Annotated in this window: 13 protein-coding genes and 1 pseudogene; 10 read left to right on the top strand and 4 right to left on the bottom strand. The window is 63.2% G+C overall.

Annotated features, from left to right (window positions below; translation table 11 throughout):
* Position 1: 1 nt before the first annotated feature.
* The 6 genes from JQ641_RS09550 to JQ641_RS09525 all read left to right on the top strand — a co-directional run bounded on the left by JQ641_RS09550 (position 2) and on the right by JQ641_RS09525 (position 6,236).
* Positions 2 to 952 carry an ABC transporter permease gene (locus JQ641_RS09550; protein ID WP_211995714.1) on the top strand — a complete coding sequence of 317 codons (951 nt, stop codon included), beginning with the start codon at positions 2 to 4 and terminating at the stop codon, positions 950 to 952.
* The gene (locus JQ641_RS09545) at positions 939 to 1,811 is read left to right on the top strand and encodes an ABC transporter permease (RefSeq protein WP_192734835.1); all 873 of its coding nucleotides are present in this window, start codon (positions 939 to 941) and stop codon (positions 1,809 to 1,811) included. The genes JQ641_RS09550 and JQ641_RS09545 overlap by 14 nt, the downstream gene beginning before the upstream one ends.
* Positions 1,808 to 2,803: an ABC transporter ATP-binding protein gene (locus JQ641_RS09540; protein WP_211995713.1), complete on the top strand. Its 996-nt coding sequence runs from the start codon at positions 1,808 to 1,810 to the stop codon at positions 2,801 to 2,803. Before JQ641_RS09545 ends, JQ641_RS09540 begins: the two co-directional genes overlap by 4 nt.
* A complete protein-coding gene (locus tag JQ641_RS09535) occupies positions 2,800 to 3,780 on the top strand; it encodes an ABC transporter ATP-binding protein (RefSeq protein WP_211995712.1) in 981 nt (326 codons plus the stop codon). The genes JQ641_RS09540 and JQ641_RS09535 overlap by 4 nt, the downstream gene beginning before the upstream one ends.
* 171 nt (positions 3,781 to 3,951) lie before the next feature.
* A complete protein-coding gene (locus tag JQ641_RS09530; RefSeq protein ID WP_211995711.1) occupies positions 3,952 to 5,019 on the top strand; it encodes an alcohol dehydrogenase in 1,068 nt (355 codons plus the stop codon).
* Between the two features lie 134 nt (positions 5,020 to 5,153).
* Positions 5,154 to 6,236: an isocitrate/isopropylmalate dehydrogenase family protein gene (locus tag JQ641_RS09525; RefSeq protein WP_211995710.1), complete on the top strand. Its 1,083-nt coding sequence runs from the start codon at positions 5,154 to 5,156 to the stop codon at positions 6,234 to 6,236.
* Positions 6,237 to 6,392: 156 nt separating this feature from the next.
* Here JQ641_RS09525 and JQ641_RS09520 read toward each other — a convergent pair whose 3' ends face one another.
* Both JQ641_RS09520 and JQ641_RS09515 read right to left on the bottom strand, forming a co-directional pair.
* Positions 6,393 to 7,238, bottom strand: a complete 846-nt coding sequence (locus JQ641_RS09520; RefSeq protein WP_211995709.1) for an enoyl-CoA hydratase — start codon at positions 7,236 to 7,238, stop codon at positions 6,393 to 6,395.
* Between the two features lie 20 nt (positions 7,239 to 7,258).
* Positions 7,259 to 7,984 carry a glutathione S-transferase family protein gene (locus JQ641_RS09515; RefSeq protein ID WP_211995708.1) on the bottom strand — a complete coding sequence of 242 codons (726 nt, stop codon included), beginning with the start codon at positions 7,982 to 7,984 and terminating at the stop codon, positions 7,259 to 7,261.
* A 169-nt stretch (positions 7,985 to 8,153) separates the two neighbouring features.
* On the opposite strand from JQ641_RS09515, the gene JQ641_RS09510 reads away from it, so the two are divergent.
* The 3 genes and pseudogenes from JQ641_RS09510 to JQ641_RS09505 all read left to right on the top strand — a co-directional run bounded on the left by JQ641_RS09510 (position 8,154) and on the right by JQ641_RS09505 (position 10,871).
* Positions 8,154 to 9,137 (top strand): Bug family tripartite tricarboxylate transporter substrate binding protein, encoded by a 984-nt coding sequence (locus tag JQ641_RS09510; protein WP_211995707.1) that lies wholly within the window; start codon positions 8,154 to 8,156, stop codon positions 9,135 to 9,137.
* Between the two features lie 77 nt (positions 9,138 to 9,214).
* Positions 9,215 to 9,598 (top strand): annotated as a pseudogene (locus tag JQ641_RS38650) (FAD-dependent oxidoreductase); the annotation flags it as partial.
* A gap of 91 nt (positions 9,599 to 9,689) precedes the next feature.
* Positions 9,690 to 10,871, top strand: a complete 1,182-nt coding sequence (locus JQ641_RS09505; protein WP_349628524.1) for an FAD-dependent monooxygenase — start codon at positions 9,690 to 9,692, stop codon at positions 10,869 to 10,871.
* A 191-nt stretch (positions 10,872 to 11,062) separates the two neighbouring features.
* Here JQ641_RS09505 and JQ641_RS09500 read toward each other — a convergent pair whose 3' ends face one another.
* On the bottom strand, positions 11,063 to 11,458 hold the full coding sequence (locus tag JQ641_RS09500; RefSeq protein WP_192734827.1) for a helix-turn-helix domain-containing protein: 396 nt from the start codon (positions 11,456 to 11,458) through the stop codon (positions 11,063 to 11,065).
* A 589-nt stretch (positions 11,459 to 12,047) separates the two neighbouring features.
* On the opposite strand from JQ641_RS09500, the gene JQ641_RS09495 reads away from it, so the two are divergent.
* Positions 12,048 to 12,368: a hypothetical protein gene (locus JQ641_RS09495; RefSeq protein ID WP_211995706.1), complete on the top strand. Its 321-nt coding sequence runs from the start codon at positions 12,048 to 12,050 to the stop codon at positions 12,366 to 12,368.
* A gap of 193 nt (positions 12,369 to 12,561) precedes the next feature.
* On the opposite strand, the gene JQ641_RS09490 is transcribed toward JQ641_RS09495, so the two are convergent.
* Entirely contained in the window at positions 12,562 to 14,070 is a 1,509-nt protein-coding gene (locus JQ641_RS09490; RefSeq protein WP_211995705.1) for a sensor histidine kinase, read from the bottom strand.
* Positions 14,071 to 14,138: the final 68 nt, after the last annotated feature.

Here is a 14,138-nt window from a genome sequence, read left to right as displayed (position 1 = left end):
CATGCTGGGTTTCGTCGCGCAAAGGCTCCTGTATCTCGTGCCGGTGCTGATTGCGGTTTCACTGCTGACATTTCTGATCGCGTCGCTGCTGCCGGGCGATCTCGCCTACACCATCCTCGGCGACCAGGCGACGCCGGAAAAGGTGGCGGCGCTAAGAGCCGACATGGGACTGGATCAGCCGATCTACATTCGTTACTTCGGCTGGCTCGGCAACGTCCTGCAGGGCGACTTCGGGCGCTCGTTCCGCACCGGACAAACCGTATTGCAGGCGGTTACCGAGCGGCTTCCGATCTCGCTGGAACTCATGGTCCTGGCCCAGGTCATCGCGCTCGCAATCGGCGTTCCCCTGGCGATCATTTGTGCGGCGCGCAGCGGCGGTCCGTTCGATCGCTTCATGACCGGCACCGCCTTCGGCATGCTGTCGGTGCCGACTTTCCTGTCGGCGATCCTGCTGATCTATCTGTTTGCGGTGGAGTTGCGCTGGCTGCCGGCGACGGGCTACGTGCCGTTCGGCGAAGATCCGGCCAAAAACCTGCGGTTCATGGTGCTGCCCGCGTTGACGCTGGCGCTCGCCGAATGGCCCGGCATCATGCGCGTGCTTCGCTCCGACATGATCGCGACGCTGCAGGAAGATTATATCGCGCTGGCCAAGGCCAAGGGCCTGAAGGCATCGCGCATCCTGTTCGTGCACGCGCTGAAGCCTTCGTCGCTGACGCTGGTCACGATCACCGGAATCAATATCGGGCGATTGATCGGCGGCGCCGTCATCGTCGAGACGGTTTTTGCGCTGCCGGGAATTGGCCGGCTTCTGGTCGGCGCCATTACCACGCGCGACCTCATCATTCTGCAGGGCGTAGTGCTGCTGGTCGGAGCCGGATTCGTGCTGATCAACTTCATCGTCGATATGCTCTACGCCATGCTCGATCCGAGGATCCGCCATGGCCACGCTTGAACTCGGCATCGACGCGTCAGTTGCGGAAGTCCCGGCGCGGCGTGGCCGCCGGCTCGGACCGCTGTTCTGGATGGCGATCGTCTGGATGATGTTCGTGTTTACGGTAGCGATCTTCGCCGACGTGCTGCCGCTACCGAGTCCGACCGACATGGACATGCTGGAAAAGCGCGCGCCATTCTCGGCGGAGCACTGGCTTGGCACCGACGGCCTCGGCCGCGACGAACTCGCCCGCGTGATCTACGGTGCGCGGATATCGCTGATTGTGGGACTGTTTGCGCCGATCATCGGGCTCACCTTCGGCGGCGCGCTCGGCATCCTGGCGGGCTATTTCCGCGGCCGGTTCGAATCGGTGGTGGTCGGCAGCATGGATGTGCTGCTGGCGTTTCCGCCGCTGATCCTGGCGCTGGCCGTGACCGCCTATCTCGGCCAGTCGATCCTGCATTTGACCTTTATTCTCGGCCTGCTCGGCGTTCCCGCCTTCATGCGGGTGGCGCGGGCGGCAACGCTGACACTGGCGCGCCGCGAATTCGTGATCGCGGCACAGGCGCTTGGCGCGACGCATACGCGCATCCTGCTGCGCGAATTGCTGCCCAACGTGATGCTGCCGTTGTTTGCGTTCTTCCTGCTCGCCGTCGCCATCACCATCGTGGCTGAAGGTTCACTGTCGTTCCTGGGCCTCGGCGTGCCGCCGCCGATATCGAGCTGGGGCAGCATGATCGGGGAGGGCCGCGAAAGCCTCGAGATGGCGCCGCGGCTGGCGTTCATTCCGGCCATCGCGATGTTCCTGACCGTATTGTCCTTTAACCTGGTCGGCGACACGCTGCGAGCACTCACCGATCCCCGTCAGGGCGCGCTGTGACAGAGGGTACGCTGCTTTCCGTCGAGGACGTCATCGTCGATTTGCCGACGCCGCGCGGCAATCTGCGCGCGGTGGACCGTGTCGACCTCACCGTGGGCGCCGGTCGGACGCTCGGCGTAGTCGGCGAGTCCGGTTGCGGCAAGACCATGCTGTCCCGCGCGATCCTGCAATTGCTGCCGAAAAAAGCAAAACTCTCCGGCCGCGTGATGTTCGATGGGCAGGATCTGCTGCAGCTCTCACCGGAGAGACTGCGCAAGCTGCGCGGCCGGTCGCTGGCGGTGGTGTTCCAGGACCCGATGACCTCGCTCAATCCGGTGCTGACCATCGGCACCCAGTTGATCGAGACGCTGCAGGAGCACCTCGAGCTCGATATGCGGGCGGCGACCAAACGCAGCGTCGAACTGCTAGCCGCGGTCGGCATTCCCGCGCCGGAGCAGCGGCTGATGCAGTATCCGCACCAGCTGTCGGGCGGCATGCGGCAGCGGGTGGCGATCGCGATCGCGCTGTCCTGCGAGCCGAAGCTGCTGATCGCGGACGAGCCGACCACCGCGCTCGATGTCACGATCCAGGCCCAGATCCTGGATTTGCTGGCGCGCGAGCAGCGCCGCCGGCATATGGCGATGATCATAATCACCCATGACCTCGGCGTCGTCGCCGGCCGCACCGACGAAGTCGCGGTCATGTATGCCGGCCGCGTGGTGGAGCGTGCGCCGACGCCGGCCTTGTTCAAGAAAATGCGGATGCCCTATACCGAGGCGCTGCTGGCCGCGCTTCCCAAGATCGACGCCGCGCCACATACGCCGCTGCCGGCGATCTCGGGCCGGCCGCCCGATCCGACGCGGCCGCTGAAAGGCTGTTCGTTCGCGCCGCGCTGCCGTTATGCGTGGGCCCAATGCCAAGTCGAGAAGCCGCGTCTTGAGGAGGCGGACTCGCCCGGCCACCAATTTGCCTGCTTCCGTCCGATCGGCATCAGCGCGGGTGCCGGCGCATGATGCAGCAAGCCTCACCCGCCGTTTCGAGCGACCCGCTGCTCGACGTCGATAACCTCGTCGTCGAATATCCGGTCGGCAACAAGATCGTGCACGCGGTATCCGGCGTTTCCCTGCAGATCGCCCGCGGCGAAACGCTCGGGCTGGTCGGCGAATCCGGTTGCGGCAAGTCGACGCTCGGCCGCGCGGTGCTGCAGCTGCGCCGGCCGGTATCGGGCCGCGTGCTGTTCGACGGCCAGGATCTCACGGCGATGCAGGGCGACACGCTGCGCCTGATGCGCCAGCGCGTGCAGCTGATCTTCCAGGACCCGATCGCATCGCTGAACCCACGCCGGCGGATCGGCGATATCATCGCCGAGCCGCTGATCATTTCGGGCGTCAAGGATGCGGCCAAACGCCAACGACTCGTCGACGAAGCGCTTAGCGCCGTTGGTCTTGATCCGGCGCTGGTGGTCGGACGGCTGCCGCATGAATTCTCCGGCGGGCAATGCCAGCGCATCTGCATTGCGCGCGCGCTGGTGCTCAATCCGGAATTCATCGTCTGCGACGAGCCGGTCTCCGCGCTCGACGTTTCGATCCGGGCGCAGATCCTCAATCTGCTGGAGGAGATGAAGGCGCGCTATGGCCTGACCCTGCTGTTCATCGCGCATGATCTGGCAGTCGTGAAGGCGGTTAGCGACCGCGTCGCGGTGATGTATCTCGGGCGGTTGTGCGAGGTCGGTCCGTCCGAGCAACTGTTCGCAAAACCGGCGCACCCCTATACCGCGCTGTTGATCGAGGCGATCCCGGTGCCCGATCCCGACGTCCGCCCTGCCGAAACCGTGCCGGTCGGCGAGCCGCCATCGCCGATTTCGCCGCCGTCCGGCTGCCGTTTTCGGACCCGCTGCCCCAGAGCGGATCAGCGATGCAGCGACGAGGTGCCGGAACTGCGCGCCGTGGCATCGGGGCAGTTCGTGGCTTGCCATCATCCGCTGATCTGAATATCGAGAAGAGCTTTTTGTTTGACGCGTTTTCTTTATGCGAACCGGTATCCACTTCGCATGAAAACGCTATCTATTTGTCTCGACCGGATGGACGTGGCAATGTCATCCCGAGAAAATGTCCGTTCGAAAAATGCCCTGCTCAAGAACAAGAATGACGGGAGAGAAACGATGAAGAGTTTCCAGGTCGCCGAGTTCAATGCCCCCCTGAAAGAGGTCGATCATCCGACGCCGGAGCCCTCGGGCTCGCAGGTGCTGATCAAGGTGAAGGCCGCCGGCGTCTGCCACAGCGATCTCCACATCTGGGAAGGCGGCTACGATCTCGGCCATGGGCGCAAGCCGCTGTCGCTGAAAGATCGCGGCGTCTCGCTGCCGCGCACGATGGGCCACGAGACCGTCGGCGAGATCCTGGCCTTCGGTCCCGACGCCAGGGCCGCGACCGGTGGCCTCAAGGTCGGCGACGTCACGCTGGTCTATCCCTGGCTCGGCTGCGGCAAATGCGAGACCTGTGTCGGCGGCGACGAGAACATGTGCGTCGTCAAGCCGAACTCGCTCGGCGTCTATTGCGACGGCGGCTATGCCGATCACATGACGGTGCCGCACCCGAAATATCTGCTGAATCTCAACGGGCTCGATCCCGTCACCGCCGCGCCCTATGCGTGCTCGGGTGTCACCACCTACAGCGCGCTGAAAAAGGTCGAGAACGTCCTGCATACGCCGATCGTGATCTTCGGCGCCGGCGGCCTCGGCCTGATGGCGCTGTCGCTGCTGAAGGCGATGGGCGGCAAGGGTGCGATCATGGTCGATATCGACGCGCGCAAACGCGAAGCCGCCGAGGCGGCCGGCGCGCTTGCGACCGTTGACGGCAAGGCTGCTGATGCGCTGGAGCAGCTGCAGAAAAAAGCCGGCGGTCCGATCCGCGCGGTGATCGACCTCGTCGGCAATGCCCAGACCACGCAGCTCGGATTCGACTGCCTGACCAAGGGCGGCAAGCTCGTGATCGTCGGCTTGTTCGGCGGCGGGGCGACCTTCGCGCTGCCGCTGATTCCGATCAAGGCGATCACGATCCAGGGCAGCTATGTCGGCAATCTGCGCGAAACCCAGGAATTGCTCGATCTGGTCCGCACCAGGAAGATCGCGCCGATCCCGGTAACGACAATGCCGCTCGCCAAGGCCAACGAGGCACTGACTGACTTGCAAAAGGGCAAGCTGGTAGGGCGCGCGGTGCTGACGCCGTAAAAGACTCCCGTCATGCCCGGCCTTGTGCCGGGCATCCACGTCTTTCTTGTTTCTTGAAATGCCAAGAAATACGTGGATGGCCGGGACGAGCCCGGCCATGACGAACTCACTATCCATCGTCGTGAAGGAAATCCATGTCCGCCAACAACGCACTCCACATCGCTGTACTCGGTGGTGATGGCATCGGCCCTGAGGTAATGGCCCCGGCCGTTGAAGTCTTACGCAAGATCGAGGCGACGACGGATCTGAAATTTCGCTTCACCGACGCGCCGGCTGGCGCCAACAATTATCTGGCGACCGGAAAATCGATGCCGGACAGCACGGTGCGGCTGTGCGAGGAAGCCGACGCTATCCTGCTCGGCGCCTGCGGTCTGCCGTCGGTGCGCTACCCCGACAACACCGAGATCGCGCCGCAGATCGAACTGCGCATGCATTTCGACCTCTATGCCGGCGTGCGCCCGGCGCGGCTGATTCCGGGCGTGCCGAGCCCGATCGTCGGCGCCGATCAGAAGGGCATCGATCTTGTTCTGATCAGGGAGTCCACCGAAGGCCTGTTCGCGTCGATGGGCAAGGGCGTCGTGACCGACACTGAAGCGCGCGAAACGCTCGTCATCACCCGCAAGACCTCGGAACGGCTGTTCGAGTTTTCGTTCCGCCTCGCCGAACGCCGCAAGGCGCGCGGCCGGGCGAATGGCGGGCTGACCTGTGTCGACAAGGCAAATGTGTTCAGGGCGTTCGCGTTCTTCCGCGGGATGTTCGACGAGGCCGCGGGGCGCCACCCTGATGTCAGGGCCGAACGGGTCTATGTCGATGCCTGTTCGCTGATGATGGTGAAGCGTCCCTGGGATTTCGACGTCATGGTGACGGAGAACATGTTCGGCGATATTCTTTCCGACCTCGCCGCCGGCCTGATCGGCGGCCTCGGCATGGCGCCATCGGCGGATATCGGCGACCGCCATGCGGTGTTCCAGCCCTGCCACGGCACTGCGCCCGATATCATGGGGCAGGGCAAGGCCAATCCAACGGCCATGATCCTTTCGGCCGCGATGATGCTGGACTGGCTCGCCGACAAGCACGGTCTCGAAAACGCCGCCGAGGCCGGCGAGCGCATCGAGCGCGCGGTCGACAAGGCCTATGCGGACGGTATCAAGCCGATGGAGTTCGGCGGCGGCAACGGCACCGCTGACATCACCAGGGCGGTGCTGGCGGCGTTGTGAGGCTGGGTCGAGGGATCAATCCCAACCGTCGTCCCGGCGAAGGCCGGGACCCATAACCACCAGCCCCAGTCGTTTGCCGAATTGTCTGTCGCCTGAGCGAAACTGAGAGGCCGCGGCGTATGGGTCCCTGCGTTCGCAGGGACGACGTGGAGTGCGTTACTTGCCCTTGAACTGCGGCTTGCGCTTTTCCATGAACGCTGTGCGGCCTTCGCGAAAATCCTCAGAGTCCATGCAGGCGGTGCCGATCGCCTTGATCGCGTTCATGTCGCGCTTGCTTTCGTCCTTCAGCACCTCGGCGATGGTGATCTTGGCGGCCTTGATCGCGAGCGGCGCGTTGCCGGAAATCGTGCGCGCGATCTCCATGGTGGCGTCCCACAAATCAGGCCCGGGCAGGACGCGGTCGACGAGGCCGATCCGCAGCGCTTCGGCGGAGTCGATCCGCATGCCCGTATACATGATGAGCCGCGCCCAGGACGGACCGACCAGCGAGACCAGATGCTTGAGCCCGTCATAGCCATAGGCGATGCCGAGTTTGGCGGCGGGAATGCCGAACTGGCTGTTGTCGGCCGCAAGCCGGATGTCGGCCAGCATCGCGACCTGCATGCCGCCGCCGAGACAGAAGCCCCGAATGCAGGCGATCGTCGGCTTCGGATAGTCCGCCAGCAGCGCGCGCTGTGCGGAGCTGCGTTTTGAGTACTCTTCGGAGGCCTCGGCGTTGTGGCGCGTCTTTTCGAACTGGCTGATGTCGGCGCCCGAGACGAACGCCTTGTCCCCGGCGCCGGCCATGATCACGACGCGGACTTCGGGATTGTCGCGCAATTCGATCAGCGCGCTGCCGAGCCCTTCCCACATCTCGAGCGACATCGCGTTGCGCTTCTCGGGATTGTTGAAGGTGATGACCCCGACGCCGTCGCGGACGCTCTGCAGGATCTTGCCGTCGGCCAAGGATTTTTCGGTGGATTTTTCGGTGGATTTTTCAGTGTTCTTGGGAACGTCTAGCATCGGTCGGGTTCCAGTCCGGTTCAGGAGGTAACGAAGGGGCCGAAATCGGCGCGCGCATAGGCCGGTCGCGCCTGCAGTTTAGTCCACCAGTCCGCGACGCGGGGATGTTTCTTCGGGGTCATTTCATCTGGCGCAATCTCCTCGTCGATGCGTTTGACGAAGGGCGCCGCCGCGATGTCCGCGATCGAGTAAGACTTGCCGGCGAGCCAGCCGAAAGGCTTCAGCGCCTCTTCCATCTTGTCGAGGAGTGCCACCAGCTTGGCCCGCGCGGCGTCGCGCTCTTCCTCGGTATAAGGCTTTCTCGCCACCCGCAGCCAGGCTTCCTGCCGCTCCTTGCTCGGGATGTTCTTCAGCTTTTCCGCCAGTTCAGCATCGGTCCATTGCGATGCTGTCTTCTGCAGATGGTGTCGCCAGTTGAAGATGATGAGATTGCCGATCAGTCCGTCGATATGCCGGATCCAGTTCCGCATCTCGGCACGCTGATGGGGGGTGTCCGGCCGCAGCGGCGGATCGGGAAAGGTCTCGTCGAGATATTCGCAGATGGTTCCGCTCTCATGCAGCGGCTGCCCTTCATGGATCAGGGTCGGGATCACGCCGAGCGGGTTGATCTTCAGATACTCCGGCGAATGATGTTCCATGGCGGCCATATCGACGACGTGGCCTTCATATGCGATGCCCTTCTCCTCGAGGCACAGCCGCACCCGGCGTGATGCGCTCGAGCGCGAGCCGTGGTGAAGGATCATCATGGTCGCCTCCCGAAAACCCGATCTTGTTTTCGGCTGTCGTGCCACGGTTCGGCGATCCCGGGCAAGGTCTGGAAGCACGCCCAATCCTGCCATGCGTTTTCGCTGTGGCGTGGTATGGTGGTTCGCAACAGACAAGAAGCAAGAAGCGTCATTCTCTCGGGAGGAATGCATGCCGCTGACGCGCCGGGAAGCGATTGCGGGATGCGGCGGCGGGCTGGCCTGGCTGGCCGTTTCGCCGGCGCAGGCCCAGGCGGCCTATCCCAACCGGACGATCAGGATGATCGTGCCGTATCCGCCGGGCGGAACAACCGACCTGCTTGGCCGGCTTGTCACCGACCAGTTCAGGAGCGGCCTGGATGCGACCGTCATTGTCGAGAACAAGCCGGGAGCCGGTACGACACTGGGCGCGGACCTGGTCGCAAAGTCCGAGCCCGACGGCTACACGCTGCTGATGGCGACCTCGACCACGCTCGCCATCAACAAGACGCTGTACAGGAAATTACCCTACGACCCCACAAAGGACTTTGCGCCGATCGGCCTTGTGGCCGGCGTGCCCTTTGCGCTGATCATCAATCCGGCGATACCGGCCAAGACGCTGCCGGAGTTCATCGCCTACGCCAAATCAAAACCGGGCCTCAGCTACGGCTCTGCCGGCAATGGAAGTCCGCAACATCTCGGCGCGGAAATGCTGAAGTCATCAGCCGGAATCGATGTCCGCCACGTGCCGTATCGCGGCAGCGTGCCGGCGATGCTCGATGTGATCGCGGGGCACATCCCCTTCATGGTGGTGGATCTGCAGCCGGCGCTGCAACAGATCCGCGAAGGCAAGGTCAGGGTGCTCGGTGTGACCACGCCCAGGCGCGTTTCGATTGCGCCTGATATTCCCACCCTTGCCGAGGCAGGCCTTGCCGGCTTTGAACTGGTGGCCTGGCAGGGCGTGGTCGCGCCGGCGGGCACGCCGCGGCCGATCGTCGATGCATTGGCGGCGCAACTGGCGAAGCTGATGGCTGACCCGCCGACGCGGGAGAGGCTGGTGAAGCTTTCGCTGGAGCCGCTGCCGCCATCGACACCGGACAGTTTTGCAGCTTACATCAAGGCCGAAGTCGAGCGCTGGGCCGTGATCGTCAAGAACTCCGGCGCCGAACTCGAATAACAAGAAGTCCACTGCCGAGAAGTCCACTGCCAAGAAATCCACTACAATGGCTCCCAAGCGTACGGTCAGCGTCCGACATGAATGACACCAATGTGCTGATCGTCGGCGCCGGACCGGTCGGGCTCACGCTTGCGATCGATCTGGCGTGGCGAGGCATCGACGTGACGTTGGTGGAAACGCGGGCGCCCGCGGCTCCGCCGGAGCCGAAATGCAACCACGTCGCCGCCCGCACCATGGAGATCTTCCGGCGGCTGGGCCTCGCCGAAACGATCCGCAATGCCGGATTGCCCGCAGATTATCCGCACGACATCAGCTACCGCACCTCGTTCACCGGGCAGGAGTTGACGCGGATTCACATTCCCTGCCGCCGCGATCGCTTCACGGCAACCGATGGCCCCGACTGCAACTGGCCGACGCCGGAGCCACCACACCGCATCAACCAGATATTCCTTGAGCCGATCCTGTTTGCGCATGCGGCGGGGCAATCGCGCATCCAGATCATCAACCGGACCTCGGTCGAGGATGTCGTGGTAAAAAAGTACCGGCGCGCGCATGGGCTTGCGCGATCTCGACACCGGCGCCGTGAGGACCGTGAATTGCCGTTACCTGATCGGTTGCGACGGCGCGCGCTCGATCGTTCGCAAGGCGATCGGCGCCGAGTTGTCCGGCGATGCCGTGATCCAGCGCGTGCAGTCGACCTACATTCGCGCACCCGGGCTGATCGATCGTCAGCGATGCGAGCGGGCGTGGGGCACCGGTGCCATCAACCCGCGCCGCTCGGGCATGGTGTATGCGATCGACGGCCGCGAGCGCTGGCTGGTGCATAATTACATGAAGCCGGGCGAGGGCGGTTTCGACGAGATCGACCGCGATGCCTGTCTGCGCACCATCCTCGGTGTGGAAGATGATTTCAACTACGACATCCTCTCGAAGGAAGACTGGTACGGCCGCCGGCTAATCGCCAGCAAGTTTCGTGATCGCTGCGCCTTCATCGCCGGCGATGCCGCGCATATCTGGGTGCCCTACGCCGGCTACGGCATGAACGCGGGGATTGCGGACGCCATGAATCTGTCGTGGCTGCTGGCGGCCCATCTGGGCGGCTGGGCGCCACCCTCCATCCTCGACGCCTATGAGGCGGAGCGCTGGCCGATCACCAGCCAGGTGTCGCGGTTTGCGATGTCGCATGCGGAAGCCGAAATTCGCCGCCGAGGGTCGGTGCCGGCAGACATCGAGGCGGCGGGTCCGGAAGGCGAGCGCGTGCGCGAAGAAATCGGCCGGCTCACCTATGAGATCAACGTCCAGCAATATGCCTGCGCCGGCCTCAACTTCGGCACCTATTACGATCGCTCGCCGATCATCGCCTATGACGGCACTGAGGCTCCGGCCTACACGATGAGCCTCTATACGCCCTCGACGGTCCCGGGCTGCCGGACGCCGCATTTCCGGCGCGCCGATGGCAGTTCGATTTACGACGCCATGGGCGAGGGGTTTACGCTGTTGAGGTTCGATTCAGCCGCAGACGTCGCGGCGCTCGAGGCGGCGGCTCGCGTGAGGGGTGTGCCGCTTGCGGTGCTCGATGTCGAGGGAGCGGACATTGCCACCGATGCTGGCAACGGTCTGGTGTTGCCGGGTCTGGTGTTGTCGCGGCCGGACCAGCATGTGGCCTGGCGGGGCGTTCGGGTGCCGGACGATCCGCTGGGGCTGATCGATCGTGTGCGCGGCGCCGGAGGCTAGAGCCGTTTCGGTTCTGACGGAGTCACAACCGGGCTCGATTTGTTGAAGGCGTGGATTTGTCGAAGGCGTGGATTATCGGCGTGGTTGTTCACGGCGTACTTTTTGACGCGTACTTTTTTTGACACATACTTTTTCACGCGTGTTCTTCGCGCGAACCGGCCCCGGTCCGCGCGAAAGCACCAGGCAACCGATTAGTCTTCGTTCGCTGCGATCGATTCCATCAAGGACACCAGCTGACGTTGCACGGTCTGGTCCTTGATCTTGCTGTAGGCTCGCAACAACCGCAGGCTGAAAGCGCTGTCGAGGAACAGCAGGCTCTCGACCTCACGCGCCTTGCCGTCGCCGTCGTAGAAGAAGGTGACGGGCACATCGAGCGCGGTAGCGATCTGCTGAAGACGAGCTGCGCCGACACGGTTGACGCCCTTCTCGTACTTCTGGACCTGCTGGAAGCTGACGCCGAGCTTGTCGCCAAGCTCTGCTTGCGAGATCTTCTGCTCAACACGCCGCAGGCGAATCCGCTTGCCCAATTCGATGTCGGGTTTGCCGGCACTGCGCTGCTTCATCTTCTTTGCTGCTGATGTTTTCATTCTGGTTTTACCGTCCTTCGATCGGGAAACCCTGCGCGATTAGGCCAGGGGTTCATCCGCATTTACCGCGTTAAGTTCGTCAGGGTCGTGAGTTCGTCGTTAGAACCACGGGATATCGAGTGATTGCGGGATGGTAGCCAAACGCATTTGCGCATTGGAAACACCCTGATACCGGCGCCGTCGGCTGCCTTCAGCCATTGGCGCCCGGGGCATGATTTAGCAAAACCCCGCACTCCTACATTTGGCAAACTATTCGACAAACTACAACCACCGCGAGTTCACTTGCCACAGATTTTGGGAGCATACTTACCGTGAAGCGCCTGTGTACCCGGTACTTTTACGGATATTTGTGGCGGGTTGTGGGCCGATGAAATACCGCTTTAGGTGTACGCGAGGACTTCCCGTGGCTTGTATCGCGCGCATGCCTCAACCGTGATATTTAGAAAAATACAGCACGGTCGATACGATTTTCAAATCGATAGCGCGCTGGACAATTGAGTAAAACTTCGGGATCATCAGGTCAGGCTCTCACACGATCCATTGCGTGACAGCGGCCGAATTATTTTGGTGCCTTTTCGTGGAGAGGCTCATGAAGCGACGATCCGGACCGCCTCCAATTTACCTTGCAAGCTCGGGAACTGATAAAATGCCGGCGGCCCATTCAGAAGAACGATTGCTGTCGCTCCTCGCAACGTTGGAGGAATGCCGGGCGTTTCTGATGGATAAGGCCAGCCCCGAGGCCGCGAGATTGCTGTCGCTGGCCATTCTCGAGCTTCGGATGGAACTGCATCGGGTGACCGATTCCGAACTCAAGGCGTTGTGCGACCGGATGACGGATGCTCAGGCTGCGCAAACCACCAAGGCCGCACCGGGCCCGCGGTTGCCGCCTTATCTGAAGCTCATCAAGTAAGCACTGCCTTCGGCCCGATAGGCCTGGCGCAAAAACTCCCCAACCGGCCGAGTTGCACTGCGCCTTTGTCGGTGCGACTCGTTGTCGCTCTTTGGTTGCGGGCAACCCCATCCCGGCTCCACCTGCGGTGACATCTACCGGTTAGGCCTTCGAACACGCGCGGCGGCTTGTCGCGGTCGAAATCGCCGTGCGCTCAAGTGTCCTGCTCGAGCGCTGCGGTCACCGTGCAGACGACGCCGCGCGGCAGAAAGTCGACGGTGGCTTCGCCGCCGAGTTGGTCTCGCGCGCTGCGCTCGATCAGGCGCGAGCCGAAACCGCGCTGCACCGGCGCAGAAACGTGCGGCCCGCCGGATTCGGTCCAGATCATCCGAAGTTTGCGGCCATCGCTTTGCGCGATGATCTCCCAATCCAGCGCAACGGTTCCACTGTCGTTCGACAGCGCACCGTATTTTGCGGCATTGGTCGCTATCTCGTGCACGATCATCGACAGCACCACGGCGAGCCGCGGCGATAGCGGCACCATCGGTCCGAACATCCGCACCCGATCCGGATTGCTCAGCAGATAGGGTTTGAGAACCCGTGCGATGACGTCCTGCAACTCGGAGCCCTGCCATTTCTCCTGGCTCAACAGGTTGTGCGCTTCGGCGAGCGCACCCAGCCGGCCCTCGAATTTCTCGCGCTCGGCCCGACTGGCGCTGCGGAAGGTCTGGGTGGTGATCGACTGCAGGATCGCGAGCGTATTCTTGACGCGGTGGTTGAGCTCGTCGATCAGCAGATCGTGCAGCATCTCGCCGCGGGCAATCGCCGTCGCCATCCGCACCGCAAAGGCAAGGCCGACCAGCAACAGCACGCCTCCGATCACGCTGGTGATCGCCAGATTGCGCCATAAAGGGGCGACCAGCGAGCTTTCCGCGATCCCACCGGCGACGGTCCAGCCGGTGAGCGAGGAGCGCGCAACGCCGGTGATCAGCGGCACGCCTTCGAGCGACACGGTCGCAAAGGTCCCCTCGGGTTTGCGGAACAGCTCGGCATAGAGCGACGGCGACGCACGCTGGCCGATCGTGTTTTGCGGGTTCGGCACGCGCGCGAAATTGACGCCTTCGCCGTCGAAGATCGAAATCGTCCAGTCCTTGCCCGGAAGCTGCTTTTCGATCATGTCCTGGAAAATCTCGATCGGCGGGCTGAACGAGATGTCGTAGCTCACCTCGCCGTCGCGAATGACCGGCACTTCGACCGTCACGATCAGCCCCTTCTTGACCACGCCGGTGAACAGGTTCGAGTAGTATGGACGCTTGGTCGCGAAGACCTTCTCGACAAGGTCAAGGTTGTTGCGCAGCGGAAGGGTGGCGGTGTCAGTCGTGACCGAGGAGAACAACTGACGACCTTCGCGGTCCGCCACCAGCACCACGCCGTCCCTGCCGTATTGTTCGAGGAAACCGGTCGCGATGCGACGGAAACCGTCGAAGTCGCGGTCCCGCAGCGCGTTGGTCAGAGACAGCACCTGAAGCCCGCCGGTCATGCGCTGCATTTCGGCATCGAGCACGAGGCGGATGCCGCGTACGGTCTCGAGCACGCGCTGCGTGGCGTCCTTGCGGTCCTGGACGTAATTATTGAAAACGATGCCGGCCGCGAAAATGATCAGCGGCAGCGTGGTTCCCGCCACCAGAAGGACGAGACGCATTGGCAGTGAAAGCTTTGGCAATGCTCGTCCCGGATCGGCCCCCAACCGCCGCGAGCATAGGAGAAGCAGCCGGCATCCGCCAAGGATTT

Origin of the sequence: Bradyrhizobium sp. JYMT SZCCT0180, from assembly GCF_018130165.1 — a bacterium.
Classification (GTDB): domain Bacteria; phylum Pseudomonadota; class Alphaproteobacteria; order Rhizobiales; family Xanthobacteraceae; genus Bradyrhizobium.
The sequence above is the reverse complement of the archived record's forward strand: the minus strand, read 5'-3'. Positions and strand labels throughout refer to the sequence as shown.

What these genes read in the sequence shown, in the direction of transcription:
- JQ641_RS09530 (WP_211995711.1), top strand. Translation starts at nt 3,952, where the DNA reads ATGAAGAGTTTCCAGGTCGCCGAGTTCAATGCCCCCCTGAAAGAGGTC.
- JQ641_RS09520 (WP_211995709.1), bottom strand. Translation starts at nt 7,238, where the DNA reads ATGCTAGACGTTCCCAAGAACACTGAAAAATCCACCGAAAAATCCACC.
- JQ641_RS09535 (WP_211995712.1), top strand. Translation starts at nt 2,800, where the DNA reads ATGATGCAGCAAGCCTCACCCGCCGTTTCGAGCGACCCGCTGCTCGAC.
- JQ641_RS09505 (WP_349628524.1), top strand. Translation starts at nt 9,690, where the DNA reads ATGGGCTTGCGCGATCTCGACACCGGCGCCGTGAGGACCGTGAATTGC.
- JQ641_RS09515 (WP_211995708.1), bottom strand. Translation starts at nt 7,984, where the DNA reads ATGATGATCCTTCACCACGGCTCGCGCTCGAGCGCATCACGCCGGGTG.
- JQ641_RS09525 (WP_211995710.1), top strand. Translation starts at nt 5,154, where the DNA reads ATGTCCGCCAACAACGCACTCCACATCGCTGTACTCGGTGGTGATGGC.
- JQ641_RS09500 (WP_192734827.1), bottom strand. Translation starts at nt 11,458, where the DNA reads ATGAAAACATCAGCAGCAAAGAAGATGAAGCAGCGCAGTGCCGGCAAA.
- JQ641_RS09495 (WP_211995706.1), top strand. Translation starts at nt 12,048, where the DNA reads ATGAAGCGACGATCCGGACCGCCTCCAATTTACCTTGCAAGCTCGGGA.
- JQ641_RS09550 (WP_211995714.1), top strand. Translation starts at nt 2, where the DNA reads ATGCTGGGTTTCGTCGCGCAAAGGCTCCTGTATCTCGTGCCGGTGCTG.
- JQ641_RS09545 (WP_192734835.1), top strand. Translation starts at nt 939, where the DNA reads ATGGCCACGCTTGAACTCGGCATCGACGCGTCAGTTGCGGAAGTCCCG.
- JQ641_RS09510 (WP_211995707.1), top strand. Translation starts at nt 8,154, where the DNA reads ATGCCGCTGACGCGCCGGGAAGCGATTGCGGGATGCGGCGGCGGGCTG.